At 64.3% G+C, this 18,690-nt stretch carries 19 protein-coding genes and 1 pseudogene; 8 read left to right on the forward strand and 12 right to left on the reverse strand.

Annotated elements, in window-relative coordinates; translation table 11 throughout:
- Positions 1–14: 14 nt before the first annotated feature.
- The 8 genes from ACWAT4_RS33255 to ACWAT4_RS33290 all read right to left on the reverse strand — a co-directional run bounded on the left by ACWAT4_RS33255 (position 15) and on the right by ACWAT4_RS33290 (position 9,634).
- Entirely contained in the window at positions 15–1,367 is a 1,353-nt protein-coding gene (locus ACWAT4_RS33255; protein WP_449731298.1) for a carbohydrate porin, read from the reverse strand.
- A gap of 259 nt (positions 1,368–1,626) precedes the next feature.
- A complete protein-coding gene (locus tag ACWAT4_RS33260; RefSeq protein WP_449729086.1) occupies positions 1,627–2,424 on the reverse strand; it encodes an adenylate/guanylate cyclase domain-containing protein in 798 nt (265 codons plus the stop codon).
- 101 nt (positions 2,425–2,525) lie between these two features.
- Positions 2,526–3,731, reverse strand: coding sequence for an adenylate/guanylate cyclase domain-containing protein (locus ACWAT4_RS33265; RefSeq protein WP_449731299.1), 1,206 nt, complete (start codon positions 3,729–3,731; stop codon positions 2,526–2,528).
- A gap of 102 nt (positions 3,732–3,833) precedes the next feature.
- Positions 3,834–4,418, reverse strand: coding sequence for a HutD/Ves family protein (locus tag ACWAT4_RS33270; protein WP_449729087.1), 585 nt, complete (start codon positions 4,416–4,418; stop codon positions 3,834–3,836).
- Between the two features lie 60 nt (positions 4,419–4,478).
- Positions 4,479–5,633, reverse strand: a complete 1,155-nt coding sequence (locus tag ACWAT4_RS33275) for an ABC transporter substrate-binding protein (RefSeq protein ID WP_212299956.1) — start codon at positions 5,631–5,633, stop codon at positions 4,479–4,481.
- A 28-nt stretch (positions 5,634–5,661) separates the two neighbouring features.
- On the reverse strand, positions 5,662–6,495 hold the full coding sequence (locus tag ACWAT4_RS33280) for an amidohydrolase family protein (RefSeq protein WP_449729088.1): 834 nt from the start codon (positions 6,493–6,495) through the stop codon (positions 5,662–5,664).
- Positions 6,496–6,521: 26 nt separating this feature from the next.
- Complete coding sequence (locus tag ACWAT4_RS33285; RefSeq protein ID WP_212299958.1) at positions 6,522–7,364, reverse strand: shikimate dehydrogenase; 843 nt, start codon at positions 7,362–7,364, stop codon at positions 6,522–6,524.
- Positions 7,365–7,540: 176 nt separating this feature from the next.
- Positions 7,541–9,634: an adenylate/guanylate cyclase domain-containing protein gene (locus tag ACWAT4_RS33290; RefSeq protein ID WP_449729089.1), complete on the reverse strand. Its 2,094-nt coding sequence runs from the start codon at positions 9,632–9,634 to the stop codon at positions 7,541–7,543.
- 308 nt (positions 9,635–9,942) lie between these two features.
- Here ACWAT4_RS33290 and ACWAT4_RS33295 point away from each other — a divergent pair, with 308 nt between their 5' ends.
- The 4 genes from ACWAT4_RS33295 to ACWAT4_RS33310 are packed head-to-tail and all read left to right on the forward strand — an operon-like array spanning position 9,943 to position 12,488.
- Positions 9,943–10,248, forward strand: coding sequence for a BufA1 family periplasmic bufferin-type metallophore (locus tag ACWAT4_RS33295; protein WP_212299960.1), 306 nt, complete (start codon positions 9,943–9,945; stop codon positions 10,246–10,248).
- 53 nt (positions 10,249–10,301) lie between these two features.
- Positions 10,302–11,210 carry an MNIO family bufferin maturase gene (gene bufB, locus ACWAT4_RS33300; RefSeq protein ID WP_449729090.1) on the forward strand — a complete coding sequence of 303 codons (909 nt, stop codon included), beginning with the start codon at positions 10,302–10,304 and terminating at the stop codon, positions 11,208–11,210.
- Positions 11,200–11,982 (forward strand): HvfC/BufC N-terminal domain-containing protein, encoded by a 783-nt coding sequence (locus tag ACWAT4_RS33305; protein WP_212299962.1) that lies wholly within the window; start codon positions 11,200–11,202, stop codon positions 11,980–11,982. The genes bufB and ACWAT4_RS33305 overlap by 11 nt, the downstream gene beginning before the upstream one ends.
- On the forward strand, positions 11,979–12,488 hold the full coding sequence (locus tag ACWAT4_RS33310; protein ID WP_212426918.1) for a DoxX family protein: 510 nt from the start codon (positions 11,979–11,981) through the stop codon (positions 12,486–12,488). Before ACWAT4_RS33305 ends, ACWAT4_RS33310 begins: the two co-directional genes overlap by 4 nt.
- A 10-nt stretch (positions 12,489–12,498) precedes the next feature.
- On the opposite strand, the pseudogene ACWAT4_RS33315 reads toward ACWAT4_RS33310, so the two are convergent.
- The 3 genes and pseudogenes from ACWAT4_RS33315 to ACWAT4_RS33325 form a co-directional block, all read right to left on the reverse strand.
- A pseudogene (locus ACWAT4_RS33315) lies at positions 12,499–13,372 on the reverse strand (SDR family NAD(P)-dependent oxidoreductase).
- Entirely contained in the window at positions 13,353–13,904 is a 552-nt protein-coding gene (locus tag ACWAT4_RS33320; RefSeq protein WP_449729091.1) for a carboxymuconolactone decarboxylase family protein, read from the reverse strand. Before ACWAT4_RS33320 ends, ACWAT4_RS33315 begins: the two are co-directional and overlap by 20 nt.
- A complete protein-coding gene (locus ACWAT4_RS33325) occupies positions 13,882–14,577 on the reverse strand; it encodes a TetR/AcrR family transcriptional regulator (protein ID WP_212299966.1) in 696 nt (231 codons plus the stop codon). Before ACWAT4_RS33325 ends, ACWAT4_RS33320 begins: the two co-directional genes overlap by 23 nt.
- A 214-nt stretch (positions 14,578–14,791) precedes the next feature.
- Between ACWAT4_RS33325 and ACWAT4_RS33330 the strand changes: the two genes are divergently transcribed.
- Positions 14,792–15,349, forward strand: coding sequence for a VOC family protein (locus ACWAT4_RS33330; protein ID WP_212299967.1), 558 nt, complete (start codon positions 14,792–14,794; stop codon positions 15,347–15,349).
- Between the two features lie 79 nt (positions 15,350–15,428).
- Positions 15,429–16,241, forward strand: a complete 813-nt coding sequence (locus tag ACWAT4_RS33335; protein ID WP_212299968.1) for a class I SAM-dependent methyltransferase — start codon at positions 15,429–15,431, stop codon at positions 16,239–16,241.
- 196 nt (positions 16,242–16,437) lie between these two features.
- Here the strand turns inward: ACWAT4_RS33335 and ACWAT4_RS33340 are convergent, their stop codons facing one another.
- A complete protein-coding gene (locus ACWAT4_RS33340; RefSeq protein ID WP_449729092.1) occupies positions 16,438–17,994 on the reverse strand; it encodes a L,D-transpeptidase in 1,557 nt (518 codons plus the stop codon).
- 253 nt (positions 17,995–18,247) lie between these two features.
- Here ACWAT4_RS33340 and ACWAT4_RS33345 point away from each other — a divergent pair, with 253 nt between their 5' ends.
- Together ACWAT4_RS33345 and ACWAT4_RS33350 are read left to right on the forward strand one after the other, a co-directional pair.
- A complete protein-coding gene (locus ACWAT4_RS33345) occupies positions 18,248–18,502 on the forward strand; it encodes a hypothetical protein (RefSeq protein ID WP_212426913.1) in 255 nt (84 codons plus the stop codon).
- A complete protein-coding gene (locus ACWAT4_RS33350; RefSeq protein WP_449729093.1) occupies positions 18,499–18,681 on the forward strand; it encodes a hypothetical protein in 183 nt (60 codons plus the stop codon). The genes ACWAT4_RS33345 and ACWAT4_RS33350 overlap by 4 nt, the downstream gene beginning before the upstream one ends.
- Positions 18,682–18,690 lie beyond the last annotated feature (9 nt).

Consider the following 18,690-nt stretch of genomic DNA (forward strand, 5'->3'; position numbering starts at 1 on the left):
AGACGATCCTCGCCTCAGAAGTGGACCAGAGTGCGCAGACCAAGCACCCACGCATTCTCGGTCTTCACACCGGCGGCATTGAACCCGCGCCCGCCGGGATTGATCACGTATTGCGCGTCGAACTTGAGATTCATCCAGCCGGTTGCCTGCAACCCGTACCAGACTTCGAACGGAACCTCGTTGCCGCCTGCATTCGGACTGAGGGCTGCCGAATTCACGTGGGTCGTGCCCACGGCGAAGCCGACTTCGTCATCGGGTCGCGAGGCGAACGTTCCGGTGTGCTTGACGCCCCAGGAGATCTGGTAGTCCTGGAACGAGGTCCGGTGGTCGGCCACGGTCGTATTGAAGAACGTGTACCAACCCTGCGCCTTGGGGCCGTCGACGGTCAATCGCTGCAGGATCGACTCATAAAGGCCGAAGCGACCTCGCTGATTTCCCAGATTTTGATCAGGGACACCACCGACGCCCGGAACGGTCGCAATGATGCCGGGAAGACCGCCATCGATCGTCGACGCACTGTCATACCAGCCGCCGAATCTCCAGGTCCCGTTCAGGGGACCACCCGGTGTCCAGGTCAACTCCACCGGCACCATCACGCCCGCCGCAGGATTTGAGGCGGGAATGCCGGGCAAGAAGTAGACGGTGGAGTCTGACGTCGTCAGAAAATTCGGATTGGCGTCGTAGACGCCGACTGAGATCTTCCATTCCTTGGTCAGGTTGAAATGAGCGAGAGCAGCCCATTGGCTCACGGGCCAGTTGAAGATGTAGCCGCCCTGGATGTTGCCGGGTTGACCGCCGCAGAAGGTCAGGTTGATGAACTCGCACTCGCCAAAGAAGAAGTCGGAGCCGACAGGAAGACGGCCGCCCTTGAGTTCAAGGCGACCGTCGAAAAGCTTCTGCGAGTAGTAGAGTTCGGTCAGGCGCAGAATGCTTCCGCGGCCAAAAACTTCATTGGTGAGCTGCAGGGCAGGGATATCCGCCTCGGTATTCAGATTGTGGCCAAAGCGGTCGACCAGCGTGAGGCCGACGGTGCCGCCCTGGAGGCCGGCCAGCTTCGCCAGGTCGAATTTTGCCTGAAACGCCAGCTGACCGGCGTTAGCGGCGGTGTTCCTGGCTCCGCCCGACAAATTCGTAACGGCTTCGTCGCCGAGCGTCAGCGCCAGAGAGATGCCCTGCTCCTGCAGCCTCGTCCTGCCGAGATCGCCGAACAGATACGGTCTCGTCCAGACATCGTCGGCCGCGGCATAAGGAACGGGCGGAGCTTTCGTCCAAAGATCCGCCGCATGGGCTCCGCCGCCCAACAATGATGACAAGATAATCCCCGCGCCGCACACGCGTGCGGCGCTTGCAGACCGATGCAACGACATTTTCCGGTACTCCCAGGGTCTCAGGCTTCTTCTGTTCTGTGTCGCGTTCCTGCCCCGTCGCGACACCGCGCACGTCAAATCGCGCCGCTGCCACGCCGGCCCTTGGTGAGGATCGATTCGATATTGTGTTTATTCCCGGCCGGCAGCCGTTCGGCTCACGGCACGTGATCGAGGCGTATTGGACGCCGCGATGGCGAGAGTACGCATCGAGAAGGACGCCAGATGGGCGAAGAATACGGTGAGTGGGGCATCGCCCCCTTCAACCCTCCACGCGATACAACCGCCACCGCGCCGGCACGCCCTTGAGCTGATGGCTGCCGTGATCCCTAAGACGGATCTGGGATTGCGCCGCGAGCAGCTCTTTCACGGCGCTCGAGACCAGGACTTCGCCGGCCCGCGCCTTCGCCGCGATGCGGGTGCCGATGTGGAAGGCAAGACCGACCATCTCGCCGCCGCTCACCGTGTATTCGCCAGCATGCAGGCCTACCCTGATATCGAGGCCGAGCGTGCGCACGGACTTTTGGATCGCGGTCGCGCAATTGATGCCGGCCGCCGGCGCCTTGAAGGTCGCGAGCACGCCGTCTCCGGTCGTCACGACCTCCTTGCCGCGCGAAGACTTCAGCTCTTTGCGGACCGCCGCGTAGTAGAGGCCCATCACCTTGGTCCAGCGCGCATCGCCGAGCTTCGCGGCCTTTGCCGTGGAACCGACGATATCGACGATCAGGATCGTGGCGAGCGCTTGCTTGAGGTCGGCACTCCCGTTGGCGGATTTGCGCCGGTTTGCGATAGCCCCACTCAACGGCTCATAATCATGGCTGCGCCGCCGCGCGATCGCAGACTTCGTATAGTCCTGGGCGCGCTGCGCGGTGCCACAACGAATGGTTTTCTCTTGTGGCAGGCGTGTCCAGTAAACCTTGCGTCCCTTGCCGGCGCCCTGCACCTCCACGGCGCCCCATTTCAGGAACACCGCCGAGCCGACCCGCCGCACGCACCACGCCTTTGACGTGAATCCGGATACATTGGACTGATGCAGGCCGATGCGAAGAAATTTTGGCATGAACTTGCGGCCGATCGCTGGACCATTTTGGCGGACCTGAGACTTGAGCGTAATTGGACGCTCGCGCCTTGGCAACAGCGTGCGATCAGGTCACCCGGCCGCTACGCGCCAGCGCCCGGCTGAAATGCGAACAGCTCGATCGGCTCATTGAAACCCCGCACGGCGTGCTGACCGACCCGCTCAAGCTCGAACTCCGGCGTCACCAGCTCCGCAAAATCGCGCGACAGCAGCACCGGCTTGCCGATCTGCTTGGTGAGCGCCTCGAGCCGCGAGGCCATGTTGACGGCGGGGCCGATCACCGTGAAATCGAGCCGGGTGGTCGAGCCGATATTGCCGTACATGACGTCGCCGACATGGACGCCGATGCCGTAGTTCAGCGGCGCGCGGCCTGTGCCGTTGTTCCGCTCGTTCAGCGCGGCCATGGCCTGCCGGGCCTCGGTCACGGCACGCAGCAGGTTGGCGCAGGCATTGGGCTGGCTCAGCGGGAAGATCGCGAGCAGCCCGTCGCCAATGAATTTCAGGATCTCGCCGCCATGCCGCGCGATCGGGTCGGACATCGCATCGAAATAGTCGTTGAGGAGATCGATGACGTCGTCGCGCGGCCAGTTGTCGGAGATTTTCGTGAAATCGCGCAAGTCGCAGATCATGATCGCGGCGCGCACCGTCGTGCCGGTGCCGCGTCGTGTGGCGCCGGCAAGAATGAGCTCGCCGGCATGAGCGCCGACATAGGTTTCGAGCAGCGTGCGTGCCAGACGATTCTTGATGCGGATCTCGCTGACCAGCGCCAGCACCGGCAACACTTTCTTCAGCGCAGCAATATGCGTGTCGTCGAAGCCGCCGGGTCGGTCGGTCGCAAAGGTGATGAGATGGCGCTTGCCGAGGGTATGGTAGAGCGGCCAGGCGACATAGTCCGTCAGGCCTGACGCCCGCATTTCGTCATAAAGCGCATGCTTGCGGCCAAGCGCCGGATCCTGCTCCAGATTCTCGCGCACTTCGATTGCACCGTCGAACATTTCGTTGGCGGGGCTGCCGATAAATTCGGGGCGTCCCATGACATCGAAGTCGACCCGCCCGATCTCGGCCTCTCGCATGCCGTCGGACCACATGAAGCGAGCCCCCAGCCATTGCGGATGCTGGATGCGGACATGAAGCGTGGACCGCTTGAGCGGAACTCCGGCCTGCTGCAGGCGGATGCACATCTCGGCAAAAATATTGTCGATGAAGCGCTGGTCGCGTGTGCCGTTGGTCAGCCAGTCGACGACGCCGTCGGCTTGTGTGGCAGCGGGAAACTTGTCTGGCGCGTTCATATCCTGGCCTTCGGCGGTACTCTGCATCGCAGCAGATATCGTGTCCCGGATCGGCCGCGTCAACCTAGCCAGTTGCACGGATTGTGCGCAAGCATCCGCCGTCTAGCCTATGAGCTGGATCGACCCCAGCACGGCCAGTCCCGAAATCAGCGTCAGCTTGGACGCTGCGGACAGCTCGGCCTTCAGCGTGCTGCCGCCGGGAATGATGAATTCCTCGTTATTGAGACGAATGCCGCAATTGCCGGACACCGCGTAAAGCAGATGCGTGCCGGCGGACAGCGGTCTCTCGCCGGGCTGCCTGAGCGCCGTAAGCTCGATTTCCGCCGCACCGCGCCGCGCCATCAGATTGACGACCTCGACCGGGCCGGCCTCGAGCGCGGTCACGATCTCCATCTCCCCGGTGAAGCTGACGGTGGTGAAGGGCTCACGTTCGTCGAACTCCTGCCCGGGCGCTTTCAGCACTAGCCCGCGCCCACGGACCACCATCTGCAGGCGGTCGATGCCCGGCATGTGCGAGAATGGCCCCGGCGCCACAATCGGCGTGGAGGCAAAGCGCCACAGCAGGCTGTCCCAATCCTTCGCCGTCGCGCCGGGACGATGCGCATCCGCGATATCGGTGAAGATGCCGCCGCCGTTCTTCCAGGGTGAGCGGGTGTAGTCCTGGGAGTTGAGCAGCTTGGTCTTCATGTCTGGGATCTGTTCCGGAGCGACGCGTGTGCCGATGTGTTAGCACATCATCGTCGCTCCTCACTCGCCCTTTCTGCTGTTCAACTTCGGCAGTGTCTCGACGATCTTCTGCTTGCCGTCGACGATCTCGGCCAGAAAGCTGGCGCGATCGATGTCACCGTTCTGGTCCCAGCTCGCTTCCATCAGCATGCCCGGAGCCTTGTCGGGCGTCAGTGTCAGGCCCTTCATCGCCGCGCCAAAGGCCTTGCTGTCGAACTTGCCAATCTTCTCGGTGACGTATTTGACGAGATACACCGCGGTGTATCCCTTGATGCCGTTGTGGTCAGGCAGATATTTGAAGCGCGCGGAAAACTTCTTCGCAAACTCCTCGATCGCCGGCACCGGCGCATCGGCGGAAAGTCCGACATGGCCGCGCACGCCGTTGGCGGCAGGACCGGCGAGCTCGACCACCTTCTGGCTGAGCAGCGTGGTCTCGCCGAACAGCGGCGTCGAGAGGCCCTGCCGCTTCGCCTCGATCAGGAAGCGGGCGCTCTCCTCCTCATTGGTGTAGACGAAGACGGCATCCGCCTTGGCGCTCTTGAGCTTGATGACGTCGGAGCCGAAATCGACCTGGCCCTGCTCGGTGGAAATATCGACAGCGACCTCGATGTTGCGCGTCTTCATCTCCTTCACGAAATTGTCGTGGCCGCCCTTGCCGAAATCATTGTTGACCCAGACCACCGCAACGCTCTTCACCTTGAGCTTGTCGTGCAGATAGTTGGCGATCTTCGGCATGGAGAATTGCTGGCCGAAGGCGGTGCGGAACACCCAGGGGTTACCTTGCGTGGTGATGTCGGCGGCCTCGGCACCGACGATCTGCGGGATCTCGGCTTGTTGCGTCAGCGCCATATTGACCTTGACCGAGCCGGAATAGATCGGCCCGAGCACGACATAAGGATCCTTGTCCAGGACCTTCTGCACCTGCGCGCGCGAAATGCCGGGATTGCTCTGGGTGTCCAGATGCTCGGTCTGGATCTTGCGGCCCAAGATACCACCGGCGGCGTTGATCTCGTCGACCGCGAGCGCGACGCCGTCACGCCAGTTGGTGCCGGAGACGGCGCCGGGACCGGAGAGCTCGACGACATCAGGGATGTAGACGGTGCTCTGCGCGCGGGCCGCGACCGTCGTGAGCGATGCGGCCAAGGCAATCGCGAGCGTCCCTGCAAGATGCCTCATAGTGTCCTCCTCCCCTTTGCTTTCGTTTTTATGATCCATCGAAGCCGAGCAATTTCGCCGGCGTTCGCCACAGCAGGCGATGCTGATCGCCCGGATCCGGAAACAGCTTTGTCAGTACCGCGAGCAGTGGCCCATAGTCGAGCCGCTCAGCTGCGCGCAGGAACGGATAGTCCGATCCCCAGACGCAACGATCGAGCGTGAAGGCCTCGACCAGCGCTGCGATGAACGGCCACGTGTCCTCATAGGGATGCGGCTGCTGCGAGAATTTGTAATAGCCGGACAGCTTGATATGCGCGTCGCGCTCGCGGCCGATCGCAAGCAGCGCCTGGAAGGACTTGCCTTTGAGCCCCTGCGGGACCGCCGGCCGGCCGCAGTGGTCGAACACCAGGCGCACAGGCGACTTGTCGATCAGCGGCAGCAGATCGAGCAGCTGGTCCTGCTCGACCTGGATCTGGAGGAACAGGCCGAGGCTCGTTAGCTTCTCCAGAAGCGGCGCGGCGTTGCGATAATGGCCGGCGCCGTGGAACGGCACGTTGAAGGCGACGCCGATCACGCCGGCGGCTTTCAAGCGTTCGAGCTCGCGGATATCGACGTCGTTCTCGACGACGGCGACGCCCCTGAAGCGACCGCCACCCTGCCTCAAGGTGTCGAGCAGGATGCGGCTGTCGCAGCCATAGCCGGTGTTGGTGGCAACTACGAGCGCATGGCTGACATCAAAGACGTCGAACACGCGGAGAAGCTGCGCGGCCGGCGCGATCTCCTGCCCGCTCGGCCGATACGGCGTATCGGGACCGTAGGGAAAGCGGACGGGATCGATGGCATGGATGTGGCAATCGATCTTCGGGCCGGCCGGCAAGGACATGGCGAAAGACTCCCCCGGCGCGCGGTTCAGAACGTGGCCTCGATGGCCTTGATCAGCTCCGATGTCACATCCGGCATGACGCCGAACCAGGCCTTGAAGGCGAGCCGCGCCTGGTTGAGCAACAGGCCGAGCCCGTTCACCGTGACGCAGCCGCGCGCGCGGGCGGCGGCCAGGAATGGTGTTTCCAGCGGCGTGTAGATGAGGTCGGCTGTCAGCGTTTCGCTCTTCAGCCGCGACAGGTCGATCTCCAGCGCGCTCTTGCCGACCATACCGCGATCGGTGCAGTTGACGAGCAGCGCGACATCACTGAGCGCCGCAGCGCGATCGTCCCACGCAACTGTCTTGATCGCGGAGCCGAATTCCCTGGCGACCGCCTGCGCCTTCTCGGCCGTGCGATTGGCAATGCGGATCTCGCGCGCGCCGTTTTCGAGCAGTGCGACGACCACCGCGCGCGAGGCGCCGCCCGCACCGAGCAGCAGGATCGGGCCGGCATCGCCGCGCCAGTCCGCCTTGGCGTCGCGCAGGCTCTGCACAAAACCGTTGCCGTCATTGTTGAAACCGGACAGCGTGCCGTCTGCCTCGACCACGATGGTGTTGACGGCGCCGATGCGCTTGGCGGTCTCGTTGACCCGGGCGAGCAGAGGCATCGCCGTCTGCTTGTGGGGCATGGTGACGTTGCAGCCGCGAAACCCGAGCGCGACAAGCCCGCGAAGCGCATCCTCCAGCCGCTCCGGCTTTACTGCGAGCGGCACATAGGAGCCGCGGATGCCGTGCGCCTTCAGCCAATAATTGTGAATGACCGGCGAGCGCGAATGCGCGACCGGCATGCCGATGACCCCCGCCAGCCCAAAACCATCCGCTTGCGACATGTTGCGTTTCCACCCTCGAGCCTCCCAGCGGTACGCGCGCCGGCGGCTGCTCCTCCATGGCGGCACCTTTCGGTACTCGACCATGTTATTTGGTCATTTGTCCAAGTCTATTAGGAGGAATGGCCATCGCGTGCAATCTGAATCTGGCGATCGCGCGAAACGCCGGCTTGCCGCCGCTATTTCGACGTCAACGCCGCCACGGGCCGCCAGGTCGCATCGGGGGCGGCGGCGAGATGTCGGCAGCGGTCGCGCATCAGCTCGGCCGGGCGGTCGTGGCCGCGCTGCTGCAACACGGCTTCGAAATCGGCGAGCGCGGCGACAAACCGGCGTGCGCGATAGCTGGCGAGCCCCCGCTCGTAGTCCGCGATCCAGCCGATCGCTTCACCGTCGACAGAGCCCTCGTTTGCGACCCCGATCAGCTCGTGGACGGAAAGGCCCTCCTCCCGTCCGTACACCGCGATACTGTCGATCTCACGGGTAATGACCGCATCCCGTGCCAGACGTACCGTGGCTTCGCCGACCAGAATCTGCGTTCGATAGGATTTGTTGGCGCCTTCCAGCCGGCTCGCGACGTTCACGGCATCACCGATCACGGTGTAGTTCAGCCGCAGTTCCGAACCGATATTGCCGACCAGCATACGGCCTGAATTGATTCCGATCCGGATCTGGAGCGGCTGGCCGAGATCGTCGGCCAAGCCGGACTGCTCGATCGCCTTGCGGCACGCGAGCGCCGCGCGACAGCATCGCACGGCATGATCCGCCTGCGGCTGTGGCGCGCCCCAGAACGCCATGACGGCGTCGCCGATGAACTTGTCGATGGTGCCGCCATTGGCGACGATGATTTCCGAGGTGATATCGAGATAGCGCGACAGGAGCGGCACGACGCGATCGCCGAGTCGCTCGGACAGTCCAGTGAAACCGGCGATGTCGATGAACATCACGCTGAGCTCCTGGATGCTGCCGCCGGGCCTTGCCTCGACGCCCTGGCGCAGCAGGGCACGGACCAGGTCTGCCGGGATGAACTTGCGGAAAGCGGAAAGGCCGGCTGCCATCTCGGCGATGGCGCCCGACAGGCTCGCAATCTCCTTGAGGCGAGACGGATGGCGGCGGACCTGCTCCAGCGCGAACGCTTCGACATGACGAAGCTCGCCGGCGACGCGTGACAACGGCGCGGCGATGACGGAGCGCGCCAGCACCGCCGACGCCAGTGCTGCGAGCACGACGCCGACGGCCAAGCCGAGGATCAGGCGGTGAAGCGTCGTCTCGACCGGACCGAGGAATTCGGCTTCCGGGATCACAGTCGCGAGCGACCAGCCGGGAAACGGCAGCGGCGTCAGCGCAACCTCGTACGCCGCACCGCCCGATGTCAGGCGGCTGCGCCACGCCTCCTTGCGGCCGGACTCGCCCGCCTTTTCGAGCGCGAGGCGTGCCAGCGAGAGCAGCTTGGTGTCACCGCGCGCAGAGTGCAGCTCGTCGGCATCCTTGTCCGGCGCGGCGACGAGTTCGCCGCTGTCGTCGACGATGAAGGCGGTCCCCGTGCGCCCGACCTCGAGCTGCGACAGGAAGCGCGCGAGCCTCGTATATTCAATGATGACGGCCAGAACACCCTGCCGCTCCTGATAGACGTCGATCGGGCCGGCAAAGGCGATCGACGGCCTCTCGCCGATGGGATGGTCTACCACCCTGAACCATTGCGGGTCGTCCGCGGTAAGTCCGGCCTTGAACCAGGCCTGATCGGCGACGTGGAATCCGGTCGGCTCGAACCGACGATTGGCGAATTCGATATCGCCGGGCACGACGTCATATTCATCGACGCGGCGCTGACCGGGATGATCGGTCAGCGAAATCTCCATCATTTCCAACCGGCGATCGCCGAGCTTGTGCGCGGCGAAGAAGGATCCGTCGGGCCAGCCGAAGGCGACCCAGGAGATCGTCGCCTGCGACTGCAACTGCGACAGAAAGACGAATTCGCGCTTGTCGGCCTCGCGGGTATCGAGCACGTTCTGGAGGAACAGCGTGCGGATCGCCGTATGCGCGGCGCGCGCCTCGTCTACGATGGCGGAGACCTCCTTGCGCACCGCCGCCACGATCTGCTCGTTGATGGTGGAGGCAAGTTGCCGGCTGGTCGCCTCAGCCGTGCGCCACCACAACAGACTGGAGAGGGCAGCTGTCAGCAGGATCGCAGCCAGGACCAGGGCCGACACCGCGAGGCGGATGCTGACTGTCACCCTCGCAATGGCCGCAAGTCGCCTTTCGGGATCTACAATCATTGCGGTTTCGCCCTCGCAGGTCTGCACATCATCTGACAGCGCTCTACGCTGCCGACCGTGCTTCGTTACGTCTGGCAGCTGCGGGCCGTCCCCACCAATGCCCTGCGGCTAACATCTCGATAGAGCCAAGGCATTGGATTTGCGCCGGCGCTTGCCCGTTAATCCCTGCCAAGCGCACCACCGTGCGCCCGATCAACCGGTCTCACGGACTCGTGAGCATGCCGGCGGTAACGCCGGTTGCGTACGGGGCGAACGAGACCATGCGCCCTCGCCTGCCAGGCGATGCCATCTCGAACAGGAGAACTCCAATGTCAGCCAAACAACTTGTCACAACGCTCGCCCTCGCCGGCGCCATGTCGACCGCGCTTGCGACCCTTGCCGCCGCCGGCCCGCTGACCAAGGCCGAGGCCGATGCGGCCATCGCCGCCAAGAAGGAGAAGTGCTTCGGCGTCGCGCTGAAGGGCCAGAACGATTGCGCGGCAGGCCCGGGCACGACCTGCCAGGGCACTTCGACCATCGACTTCCAAGGCAACGCCTGGAAATTCGTCCAAGGCGGCACCTGCACCAACATCGACCTGCCGGGCGGCAAGAAGGGTTCGCTCAAGCCGGTCTGACGCGGCCGGCCGACCGGAACATCACGCCAACAGTGAGGAAGCGGAGAAGCACCATGATCCCGGCCACCAAGCCCGCCACCGTGCCGATCCGCTTTTCGCTGCCAATCGGCGGCGTCGCCGGGACCAGTTTCAAACCCGAGCACCTTCCGGCGATTCTCGAAGCCGGCCCGCAAGCCGGCTTCTTCGAGGTGCACGCCGAGAACTACATGGGGGCGGGCGGAGCGCCACATCGCGCGCTGGAAGCGATCCGCCGCGACCACCCGCTGTCCCTGCACGGCGTCTGCATGTCGATCGGCGGGCCACAGCCGCTCGACAGAACACATCTGGCGCGCTTTCGGAGCCTGGTGGCACGCTATCAGCCGGTGCTGGTCTCCGAGCATCTCGCCTGGTCCACGCATGAGACCAGCTTCTTCAACGATCTGCTGCCCCTGCCCTATACCGAGGCGACGCTGGCTTGCGTCTGCGATCACATCGACGAGGTGCAGGAGGTGATCCACCGCCCGCTGCTGCTGGAGAACCCATCGACTTACGTCACCTTCCGCGAGTCCACGATGAGCGAGACCGACTTCATCCGCGCCATCACCAAGCGTACCGGCTGCGGCCTGCTGCTCGACATCAACAATTTGTTCGTGTCCGCCACCAATCACGGCTATCCCGCGCTGGACTATCTCGCCGATTTTCCGCTTGCGCACGTCGAGGAGATTCATCTGGCCGGCCACGCGGCGCAGACCGACGATGACGGCAATCGCCTCCTGATCGACAGCCATGACGGCCCGGTCGCGGATGCCGTATGGCAACTATTCGAGATCATCGTGGAGCAGCGCGGCCCCGTGCCTACGCTGGTCGAATGGGACAGCAGGATCCCGGAATGGCCGGTTCTGTTGGCCGAGGCCGCCGCCGCGCAGGCGATCCTCGATCGCGGCCAGACGGCCTCAGCGGCGGAGGATCGCCGTGCGGCCTGAAGCTGACCTCGGATTTGCCGCGCTCTTCGCGCCGCCGCTGCTCGACCCCGCTCGCGACGCTCCATCGACCGTCGCCGGCCGAAACGGCGCGCCGGCGGGCCGACGCTATGATGTTTACCGCAACAACGTCACGGTCGGCCTGATCGAGGCGCTGGTTGCGATCTATCCGGCGGTGCAGCGCATCACCGGAACCGATTTCTTCCGCGCTATGGCGCGCTTCCACGTTCGCAATACCCCGCCGAGCTCACCGCTGCTGTTCGATTACGGCCGCGACTTCCCGGAGTTCGTCGCGAACTACGCGCATGCGCAAAACATGCCCTGGCTTGCCGATGTCGCCCGCATCGAGCGCGCCTGGCTCGATGCCTATCATGCCGCCGACGAAGTGCCGCTGGCACCAGTGCGGCTGTCCGCCATCGCGACGGAGCGGCTTGGTGATCTCGTCTTCGCGCCGCACCCCGCCGCACGAATCGTGCGATCGCAATATGCGGCCGTGACAATCTTTGCAGCTCATCGCGACAGCGCACCGGTGGCACGCATCGACGCGTCCACTCCGGAAGACGCCCTGATCACCCGGCCCGAGTTCGACGTCGTCGTGCGCCACCTTCCGCCCGGCGGCGCCGTCTTTGCCGCGAGCCTGATGTCCGGCCAGCCGCTCGGCGCAGCCGCGGCGGCCGCACTCGAGGCATCGGCCGAATTCGACATCGCCACGAACATCGCTGGCCTGATCGAGGCCGGCGCATTCACCTCGATTGCTCTTGGAGATGCAGGATGATCACGGACCAACGCGTGACCGCAGCTAACGGCCTTCCACCGCTCGGGCTGCTCATCGACAAGGCAAATCATCTCGTGCAGATGCTTGCCGCGCCCTCCCTGGCCCAGCTCGTGCTGCGTGTCGCGCTGGCCGTGCCGTTCTGGCGCTCGGGCATGCTCAAATGGGGCGGCTTCCTCAAACTGAATGACACTGCGGTGACGCTGTTCAGTGACGAGTTCATGCTGCATCTGCCTGGCGGGCCGTATCATTTTCCGGCTCCGACGGTGATGGCCTTCCTGTCGGGCTCAGGCGAGATCGGGCTTCCAATCCTGCTCGTGCTCGGACTAGGCACGCGGTTCGCAGCGCTCGGACTGTTGTTCATGACGGTGATCGTCGAGCTCACGGTGCCCGACGGCTGGCCGATCCATCTCACCTGGGCGTCGATGGCGCTCGGCATCATGGCTTACGGACCCGGGCGCGTCTCGCTCGATCATCTCCTCGGGCACGCGGTATCGCCCGGGCGATAGTGTCGTTCGCTCACATCCCGCTCAAGCCGCTATCCACCGCGAGCGTCTGCGCGGTGACGTAGACGCTTTCGTCGGAGAGAAAGAACAGCACGGCATAGGCGACCTCCCAGGCGGTCGCCTGGCGGCCAAAGGGTATGTGGCTCTTGCCGCGGTTGGGACGGCCGGCGCCGGCCTCGCGGCCATTGGGGGTGTCGACGAGACCGGGATAGACGAGATTGGCGCGGATGCCGCGCCGAGCGCCGAGATGGGCGATGTTGCGCATCAGGCCACCGAGCGCGGCTTTCGAGGAATCATATACGGCCATCTGCGATCCGGCCTTCAGCGCCGCGATCGAGGAGATGAACACGATGGCGCCGCCATCGTCGAATTTTGGCATCGCGGTGCGGCAGCACAGCATGGGACCACGAACATTGACGTCGTAGATCCTGTTCCACTCCTCCGGGCTGACATTGTCGAGCCCGGTCTTGCCGAAGGTGCCGATGTTCAGCACCATGCCGTCAAGACCGCCCATGGCGCGGTGGGCTTCCTCGATCATCCGCTGAACGTCGGCCTCGCTCGTGACTTCGGCCGCAATCGCAAAGCCCTCGCCGCCTTCGTTCGTGATGTGCTTGACGGTCTGCTGCGCGGAAGTGCGGTTGAGGTCGGCCACTGCGACTTTTGCACCCTCCCGCGCACACAAAATGCTCATGGCGCGGCCGTTGCCGATGGGGTCGGCGCAGCATCGAACACGCGCTGGCCGCCGCCGACGATCAGGATGCGACGGCCCTTGAGGCGGCCTCTGCCCGGCGCTTCGCCCAATGACTCTGCGCTCGGCGGGCGGACGTAGCGCTCCGGTTTGATTTCGGTCTCCGCCATCTCAGCCGCCTACTTCTTGCCGCCGTCATAGACCTTCATGCCGGCCGCGGGATCGAGATCGGTTTCGGTCGCTTCGGTGACGCGCGCCATCATCATGTAGAAGCCGAGTGCGACGATGGCTTCGACGATTTCCTGGTCGCTGAAATGGTTTCGCGCGGCATCGAAGATGGCCGCTTGGACGCGGACATTCTCGACCACCTCACGGCCGAATTTCAGCAGCGCGCGCTCTGCTTCGTTGAGCGCGGCGGCGTCATAGTCGCTGTGCCCCACCGCATCGATCTGGGCCTGTGTGCAGCCGACGCCAAGCGCGATCGGCACGTGCTGGCGCCATTCATAGGCACCGCCTTCGAGCTGAGCCGCCAGGAGGATCAGGAGCTCGCGGTTGACGGCCGAGAGCTTCTGCTTGTGCAAGATCGAATTGCCGAGCCGCATCGCCGGGATCATGTTGGCCTCGGCATGGGCCATCATGCGAAAGATGTTGAGCTTGACCGGCATGCGGTCGAACGAGGCGCGGATGTCGCCGCTCGTCGTGTCCGGATCAATCAGGGGCAGCCTTGCCACGGTTCTCTCCCTTGGGTTTTCTCTTCTTGTTGTTGTCAGCACCCGCCGCGATCAGCGACAGGAAGAAGGCGAGATAGCGGTCGATCGTCTCATTCACCTTCGGCCGCGGCGACGGCGCCGCGCCCATCACATAATGCTCGAGGCGGATGTAGATGAGGCCCGCCGCGAACAGCCGCGCGGTCTCGCGCGGGTCCGGCGTCATGATCAGGCCTGCGCGCGCGAAGCCGCGGAAATAGTCGGTCATCATGCTCTGTTCGCGCGCGTAAAAGTGGTCGGCGAATTTGGCACGAATGCCCGGCACGCGATTGCGCTCGGCAGTGATCACCTTCTGGAACTGATGCTCGCGTGGATCGGACCATTGCTCGACCAGATCGCGCGCAAACTGCCGACAGAACGCTTCGGGCCGGCCCGCGAGCTGCTCGTAGCGCGGCTCCTCCAGGCGACTCGCGGAGCTTGCCGGGCCGTGCTCGCTGACGATCGCTTCCAGGATCGCGGCCTTGCCGGAGAAATGATTGTAGAGGCTGCTCTCGCGGATGCCGACGCGGCGCGCGAGCTCGCGCATCGAGGCGCCGCCATAGCCGCTCTGCGCGAACAGATTCAGCGCTTCGTCGAGAATGCGCTGGCGCGTCGTGGGCGCAGCCGCTTCAGCTGCGCTGGAGGTGTGGACAGCCATGTGCTTGACTAACGAACGATCGTTCGCTAGTCAAGCAGACGAACGATCGTTCGTCTTATATGGCGATCGTCGGTCGCGGCCGCACGACGCTGCAAGAGCGGGCCGCATTCAACTCCGCTCGACATCAATGCGCGCGACATCACGGCCTGGAAGCGGGTTGCCAAGGACGCCGGGATCGAAGTCAAGTGAGCAGGCTGAGAAGAGGAGCGCGGGCATGAGCCGCATCTTCGGCGCGGTGCGCCAGAACGGATATGTGGTGCGGGACATCCAGGCCGCGATGAAGCACTGGATCGAGGTGATGGGCGTCGGCCCCTGGTACTACATGGACCGCGTCACAACCGACTGGTTCCGCTATCGCGGCCAGGATTCCGCGGTCGAGATGAGCATTGCGCTGGCCAATTCCGGCGATCTCCAGATCGAGTTGATCCAGCAGCGCAACGAGGCACCCTCGCTGTACAAGGAATTCCTGGACGCCGGCCACGAAGGCCTCCAGCACATGTCCTATTGGAGCCACGACTATCAGGCGCTCTACGACAAGGCGATCAGGATCGGATACAGGATCGGCCACGAGGGGCAGATCGGTGGCGACAAGGGACGCTTTGCCTATTTCGACACGCAGGCCCATCCGGGCACGATCATCGAGATCTCCGACATCAGCGGCACCAAGGGGCCGTTCTTCGAAAAGGTCCAGCAAGCGGCAGCGAACTGGGACGGCACGCGGCCGATCCGCGAGGTCGGGAGCGCGAAGCCATCGACTTCCTCTGCTGAATGACAGGACGAGCCACGCCGTTGCGGCCCCGACGATCCGTGGTAGCGTAGCCCGTCCTGTTCCAGTGTTCAGCGAGGCAATCATGTCCAGCACTGACAAGGTTTTCGCGGGCTCGGTTCCAAAGCTCTACGACGAATATCTGGTTCCGCTGATCTTCTCCGTCTATGCCGACGACCTTGCCAGGCGCGTTGCTGCGCTCTCCCCCTCGGACCTGCTCGAAATCGCCGCCGGCACCGGCGCCGTCACGCGGGCCGTGGCGGCGCTGCTGCCTGCCGGTGTCCGCTACGTCGCGACCGACCTCAACGAGCCGATGCTTGAAGTCGCGAAGCAACGCCAGGGCGATGACCCGCGCATGACCTGGCGTCAGGCGGACGCGCTGACGCTGCCTTTCGACGATGCCGCGTTCGACGTCGTCTGCTGCCAGTTCGGCGCCATGTTCTTTCCGGATCGCAGCAAGGGCTACGCGGAAGCGAAGCGGGTGTTGAAGCCTGATGGCACGTATCTGCTCAGCGTCTGGGACCGCATCGAGGACAATGTGTTCGCGGATGACGCGACGACCACGCTCGGCACGATGTTTCCCGACAATCCGCCGCTGTTCATGGCGCGAACACCGCACGGCTACCACGACAAGGCCGTCATCAAGGCCGACCTCGAACGGGCGGGCTTCGGGGACATATCGATCGAAACAGTGACAGCGACGAGCCGTGGACCTTCGGCCGAATACGTGGCGATCGCGTACTGCCAGGGAACGCCGCTACGCGGCGAGATCGAGGCCAGGGATGCAAGCAAGCTCGAGGCTGCGACCGACGCCGTTGCGCAAGCGATCCGAAAACGCCACGGCACTGGACCGGTCGAGGCCAAGATTCAGGCTTTGGTGATCACCGCCCGGCCGTAGCGACAGGAGCCGCTAGACCAAATAGGTCGGATTGCTCAGCAATCCCGGTAAGGGGCCGCAGCGATCAGTGAGACTGTAACCCCTCACCGGGATCGCATTTTCAATGCGATCCGACCTCTCCCTTCGGGAGAGGTGCCCCCTCTGGCGCGCATCGCTTCAACCACAACTCATCCCGCTTTAGGCTCCCGCCTCATCCTTACCAGAAGCTCCGCTGCATCGGCTGCGCCGGTTGATAGTACTGGTACTGGCCGCTGCGGCGGCGCGGATTGACGGGTTGCGGGATGGGATCGCGCTGCCCAAAGAAGAAGAAATTGTTGCCGCCCCAGCCATCGTCGCTGGCCATCTCCACCGGCGGCGCGGTCGGCTTGCGGGTGATGAAACCACCCTGAGGATGGTTGCTCAAGACAGCGACGAACTCGGTGCGGTAGTTGGTCTCGGCGCTCAGCGGCTCATCCGAGATAATGATCGACGAGCGCGGCAATGCGGTGGGTCCGATGCGATCCCACACCTCCTGCGGGATGGTGACGCGGTCGAGCGCGTCCTTGGCGCTGTCGCCATCGTCGATCGTGACCACGCTCCAGCGCAGGCCGGTATCGTTCTTCGCCATCGCAGTGAAGATGTGCGTGCCGAGCGGCTGGTCCGGATTGCGGATGGTGACGGGAACCTCGATGCTGGTGTCGAACACCTCGCCGCCGCCATCGGGCGCCGGCTTGTGGGTGTTGCGCCGAACATAGAGCTTCTGTGTCGAGCGGCTGATGTAGACCGAGACCGGCTCCAGCGCGAGCTTGGCGTCGGTCGCAGCCTTGACGGCCTCGGCCTTCTTGGCCGTGGCGACCTTGGCCGCTTCCTTGGTGGCGGCAACCGCATCGCGCTTCGGCTGTGCCGCGGCCTTGGCGGCGTCCAACTGAGTCGCTGCATCCGCGGCCTTGGTGGCGGCCTTCTGCTTCAGCTCGTCGGCCTTTGCCTTGGCCTGGTCGTTCTTGGCGTTGGCGACCAGCTTGTCGGCATAGGCGTTCTCGGCGTCGGCGCGGGCCTTCTGCTGCTCGAGCTTGCGCAACGAAGCGGGAAGCGATTGAGCATCCTTGGCGGCTGCCGTCGCGGCCTTCTTGGCATCATCGGCCGCGCTCGTGGCTTCCTCCGCCTGGGCGGAGAGCCTGTCGGCACGCGCCGGGGCCGCCGCAATAGCCTCCTTACTGGGCACGAACAGCGAGGGATGCGAGAAATCGACGGGAGCGGCGTCGTTCGGCGAGATGATCACCCGCATGCCGATATTGGTCTTGTCGAACAGGCTCTCGGCGAAACCGAACGGCATGCGTACGCAGCCGTGCGAGGCCGCGTAGCCGGGCAGCGGTCCGCCATGCAGCGCGATGCCGTTCCAGGTGATGCGCTGCATGTTCGGCATCCAGGCATCGTCATACATGGTGGAGTGGTGGTCCTTGTCCTTCTCGACGACCGCGAAGACGCCGGCAGGCGTCTCGCGTCCGGTCGTGCCGGTCGAGACCGGCGCGCGCAGGATCCAGCCCTCGGTGTCATAGAACGTGACCTGTTGGCTCTTGATCGACACGATCGCCATGATCGGTTCGCCCGCCTCGCGCTGCGCCGCCGCCTCGGCAGTCTGCCGCGGCTGTTTCGCGGCCATGGCGCCCGAGGTCAGCGCAGTCAGCGCAATTGCCGCCGCGAACATTGCAATTCCCGGAGGCCCCCAACGCCGCATCGCTCTATTGGATTGCGCCGTCGTCATCAGGTCTTTCATGCCATTCCCCGGTTGCCTGTCCGCACTTTCGATCATCGATCAGATTGCGATCTTTGGATTAAGAATTCGCAGCCACCATCTGTTCCGTTTCCGGCAATATTCGGTCCGTTCCGGCGTCGAAACTCTCATATACGACGGTCCACGCGGGCGGAAGGGCGGTCCGTGGCCGGGCCTGGCCTAGCGCTGGCGAACGCGCCGCGGCGGAATGGTCCGCCCTGGAGGGCCGCAGGGGTGTGACGGGAATCACAGAGAATTGCTTCATATCCCGGCAACGGTGGCCGTAAGCTCGATCGCCAGCGCATCGGAGGATGAACGGGTGTCCTCAACTCTCTCGCAGATTGCCGCGGCAGTGGCCGGACTGGCGCTCCTCACCACAGGCTTCGTTGTCTTTCCCGAAAGCCATACCAAGGGCTTGGCGAAGGGCCTGACCATCTCAGTCTCGCTAGCCATCCTCGCAGCCGTCCTGATCACCTTCGCGCGCGACCTTGGTTCTTGGGCGGGCAGGTGACTGCGAGCGCGGACTGGACGGCGGACAATCGCGTCCTCACCAACGCGCCGTGCGAGGATGCCGATCCGATCACGGCCACGACATTCATGGTGATGACCAGGCAGCCGAAATCGCCGGAAAGATCAACCGCAGCCATCGACTTCGTGCGCTGGACGGCGTCCGCCGGCGCCAGGCGATAGCGTTCGAGG

Source organism: Bradyrhizobium sp. T-1 (genome assembly GCF_053592855.1).

Excerpts from the sequence above, each read along its gene's own strand:
- ACWAT4_RS33255 (WP_449731298.1), bottom strand. The coding sequence starts at position 1,367 with ATGTCGTTGCATCGGTCTGCAAGCGCCGCACGCGTGTGCGGCGCGGGG.
- ACWAT4_RS33260 (WP_449729086.1), bottom strand. The coding sequence starts at position 2,424 with ATGCCAAAATTTCTTCGCATCGGCCTGCATCAGTCCAATGTATCCGGA.
- ACWAT4_RS33265 (WP_449731299.1), bottom strand. The coding sequence starts at position 3,731 with ATGAACGCGCCAGACAAGTTTCCCGCTGCCACACAAGCCGACGGCGTC.
- ACWAT4_RS33270 (WP_449729087.1), bottom strand. The coding sequence starts at position 4,418 with ATGAAGACCAAGCTGCTCAACTCCCAGGACTACACCCGCTCACCCTGG.
- ACWAT4_RS33275 (WP_212299956.1), bottom strand. The coding sequence starts at position 5,633 with ATGAGGCATCTTGCAGGGACGCTCGCGATTGCCTTGGCCGCATCGCTC.
- ACWAT4_RS33280 (WP_449729088.1), bottom strand. The coding sequence starts at position 6,495 with ATGTCCTTGCCGGCCGGCCCGAAGATCGATTGCCACATCCATGCCATC.
- ACWAT4_RS33285 (WP_212299958.1), bottom strand. The coding sequence starts at position 7,364 with ATGTCGCAAGCGGATGGTTTTGGGCTGGCGGGGGTCATCGGCATGCCG.
- ACWAT4_RS33290 (WP_449729089.1), bottom strand. The coding sequence starts at position 9,634 with ATGATTGTAGATCCCGAAAGGCGACTTGCGGCCATTGCGAGGGTGACA.
- ACWAT4_RS33295 (WP_212299960.1), top strand. The coding sequence starts at position 9,943 with ATGTCAGCCAAACAACTTGTCACAACGCTCGCCCTCGCCGGCGCCATG.
- bufB (WP_449729090.1), top strand. The coding sequence starts at position 10,302 with ATGATCCCGGCCACCAAGCCCGCCACCGTGCCGATCCGCTTTTCGCTG.
- ACWAT4_RS33310 (WP_212426918.1), top strand. The coding sequence starts at position 11,979 with ATGATCACGGACCAACGCGTGACCGCAGCTAACGGCCTTCCACCGCTC.
- ACWAT4_RS33325 (WP_212299966.1), bottom strand. The coding sequence starts at position 14,577 with ATGGCTGTCCACACCTCCAGCGCAGCTGAAGCGGCTGCGCCCACGACG.
- ACWAT4_RS33330 (WP_212299967.1), top strand. The coding sequence starts at position 14,792 with ATGAGCCGCATCTTCGGCGCGGTGCGCCAGAACGGATATGTGGTGCGG.
- ACWAT4_RS33335 (WP_212299968.1), top strand. The coding sequence starts at position 15,429 with ATGTCCAGCACTGACAAGGTTTTCGCGGGCTCGGTTCCAAAGCTCTAC.
- ACWAT4_RS33340 (WP_449729092.1), bottom strand. The coding sequence starts at position 17,994 with ATGAAAGACCTGATGACGACGGCGCAATCCAATAGAGCGATGCGGCGT.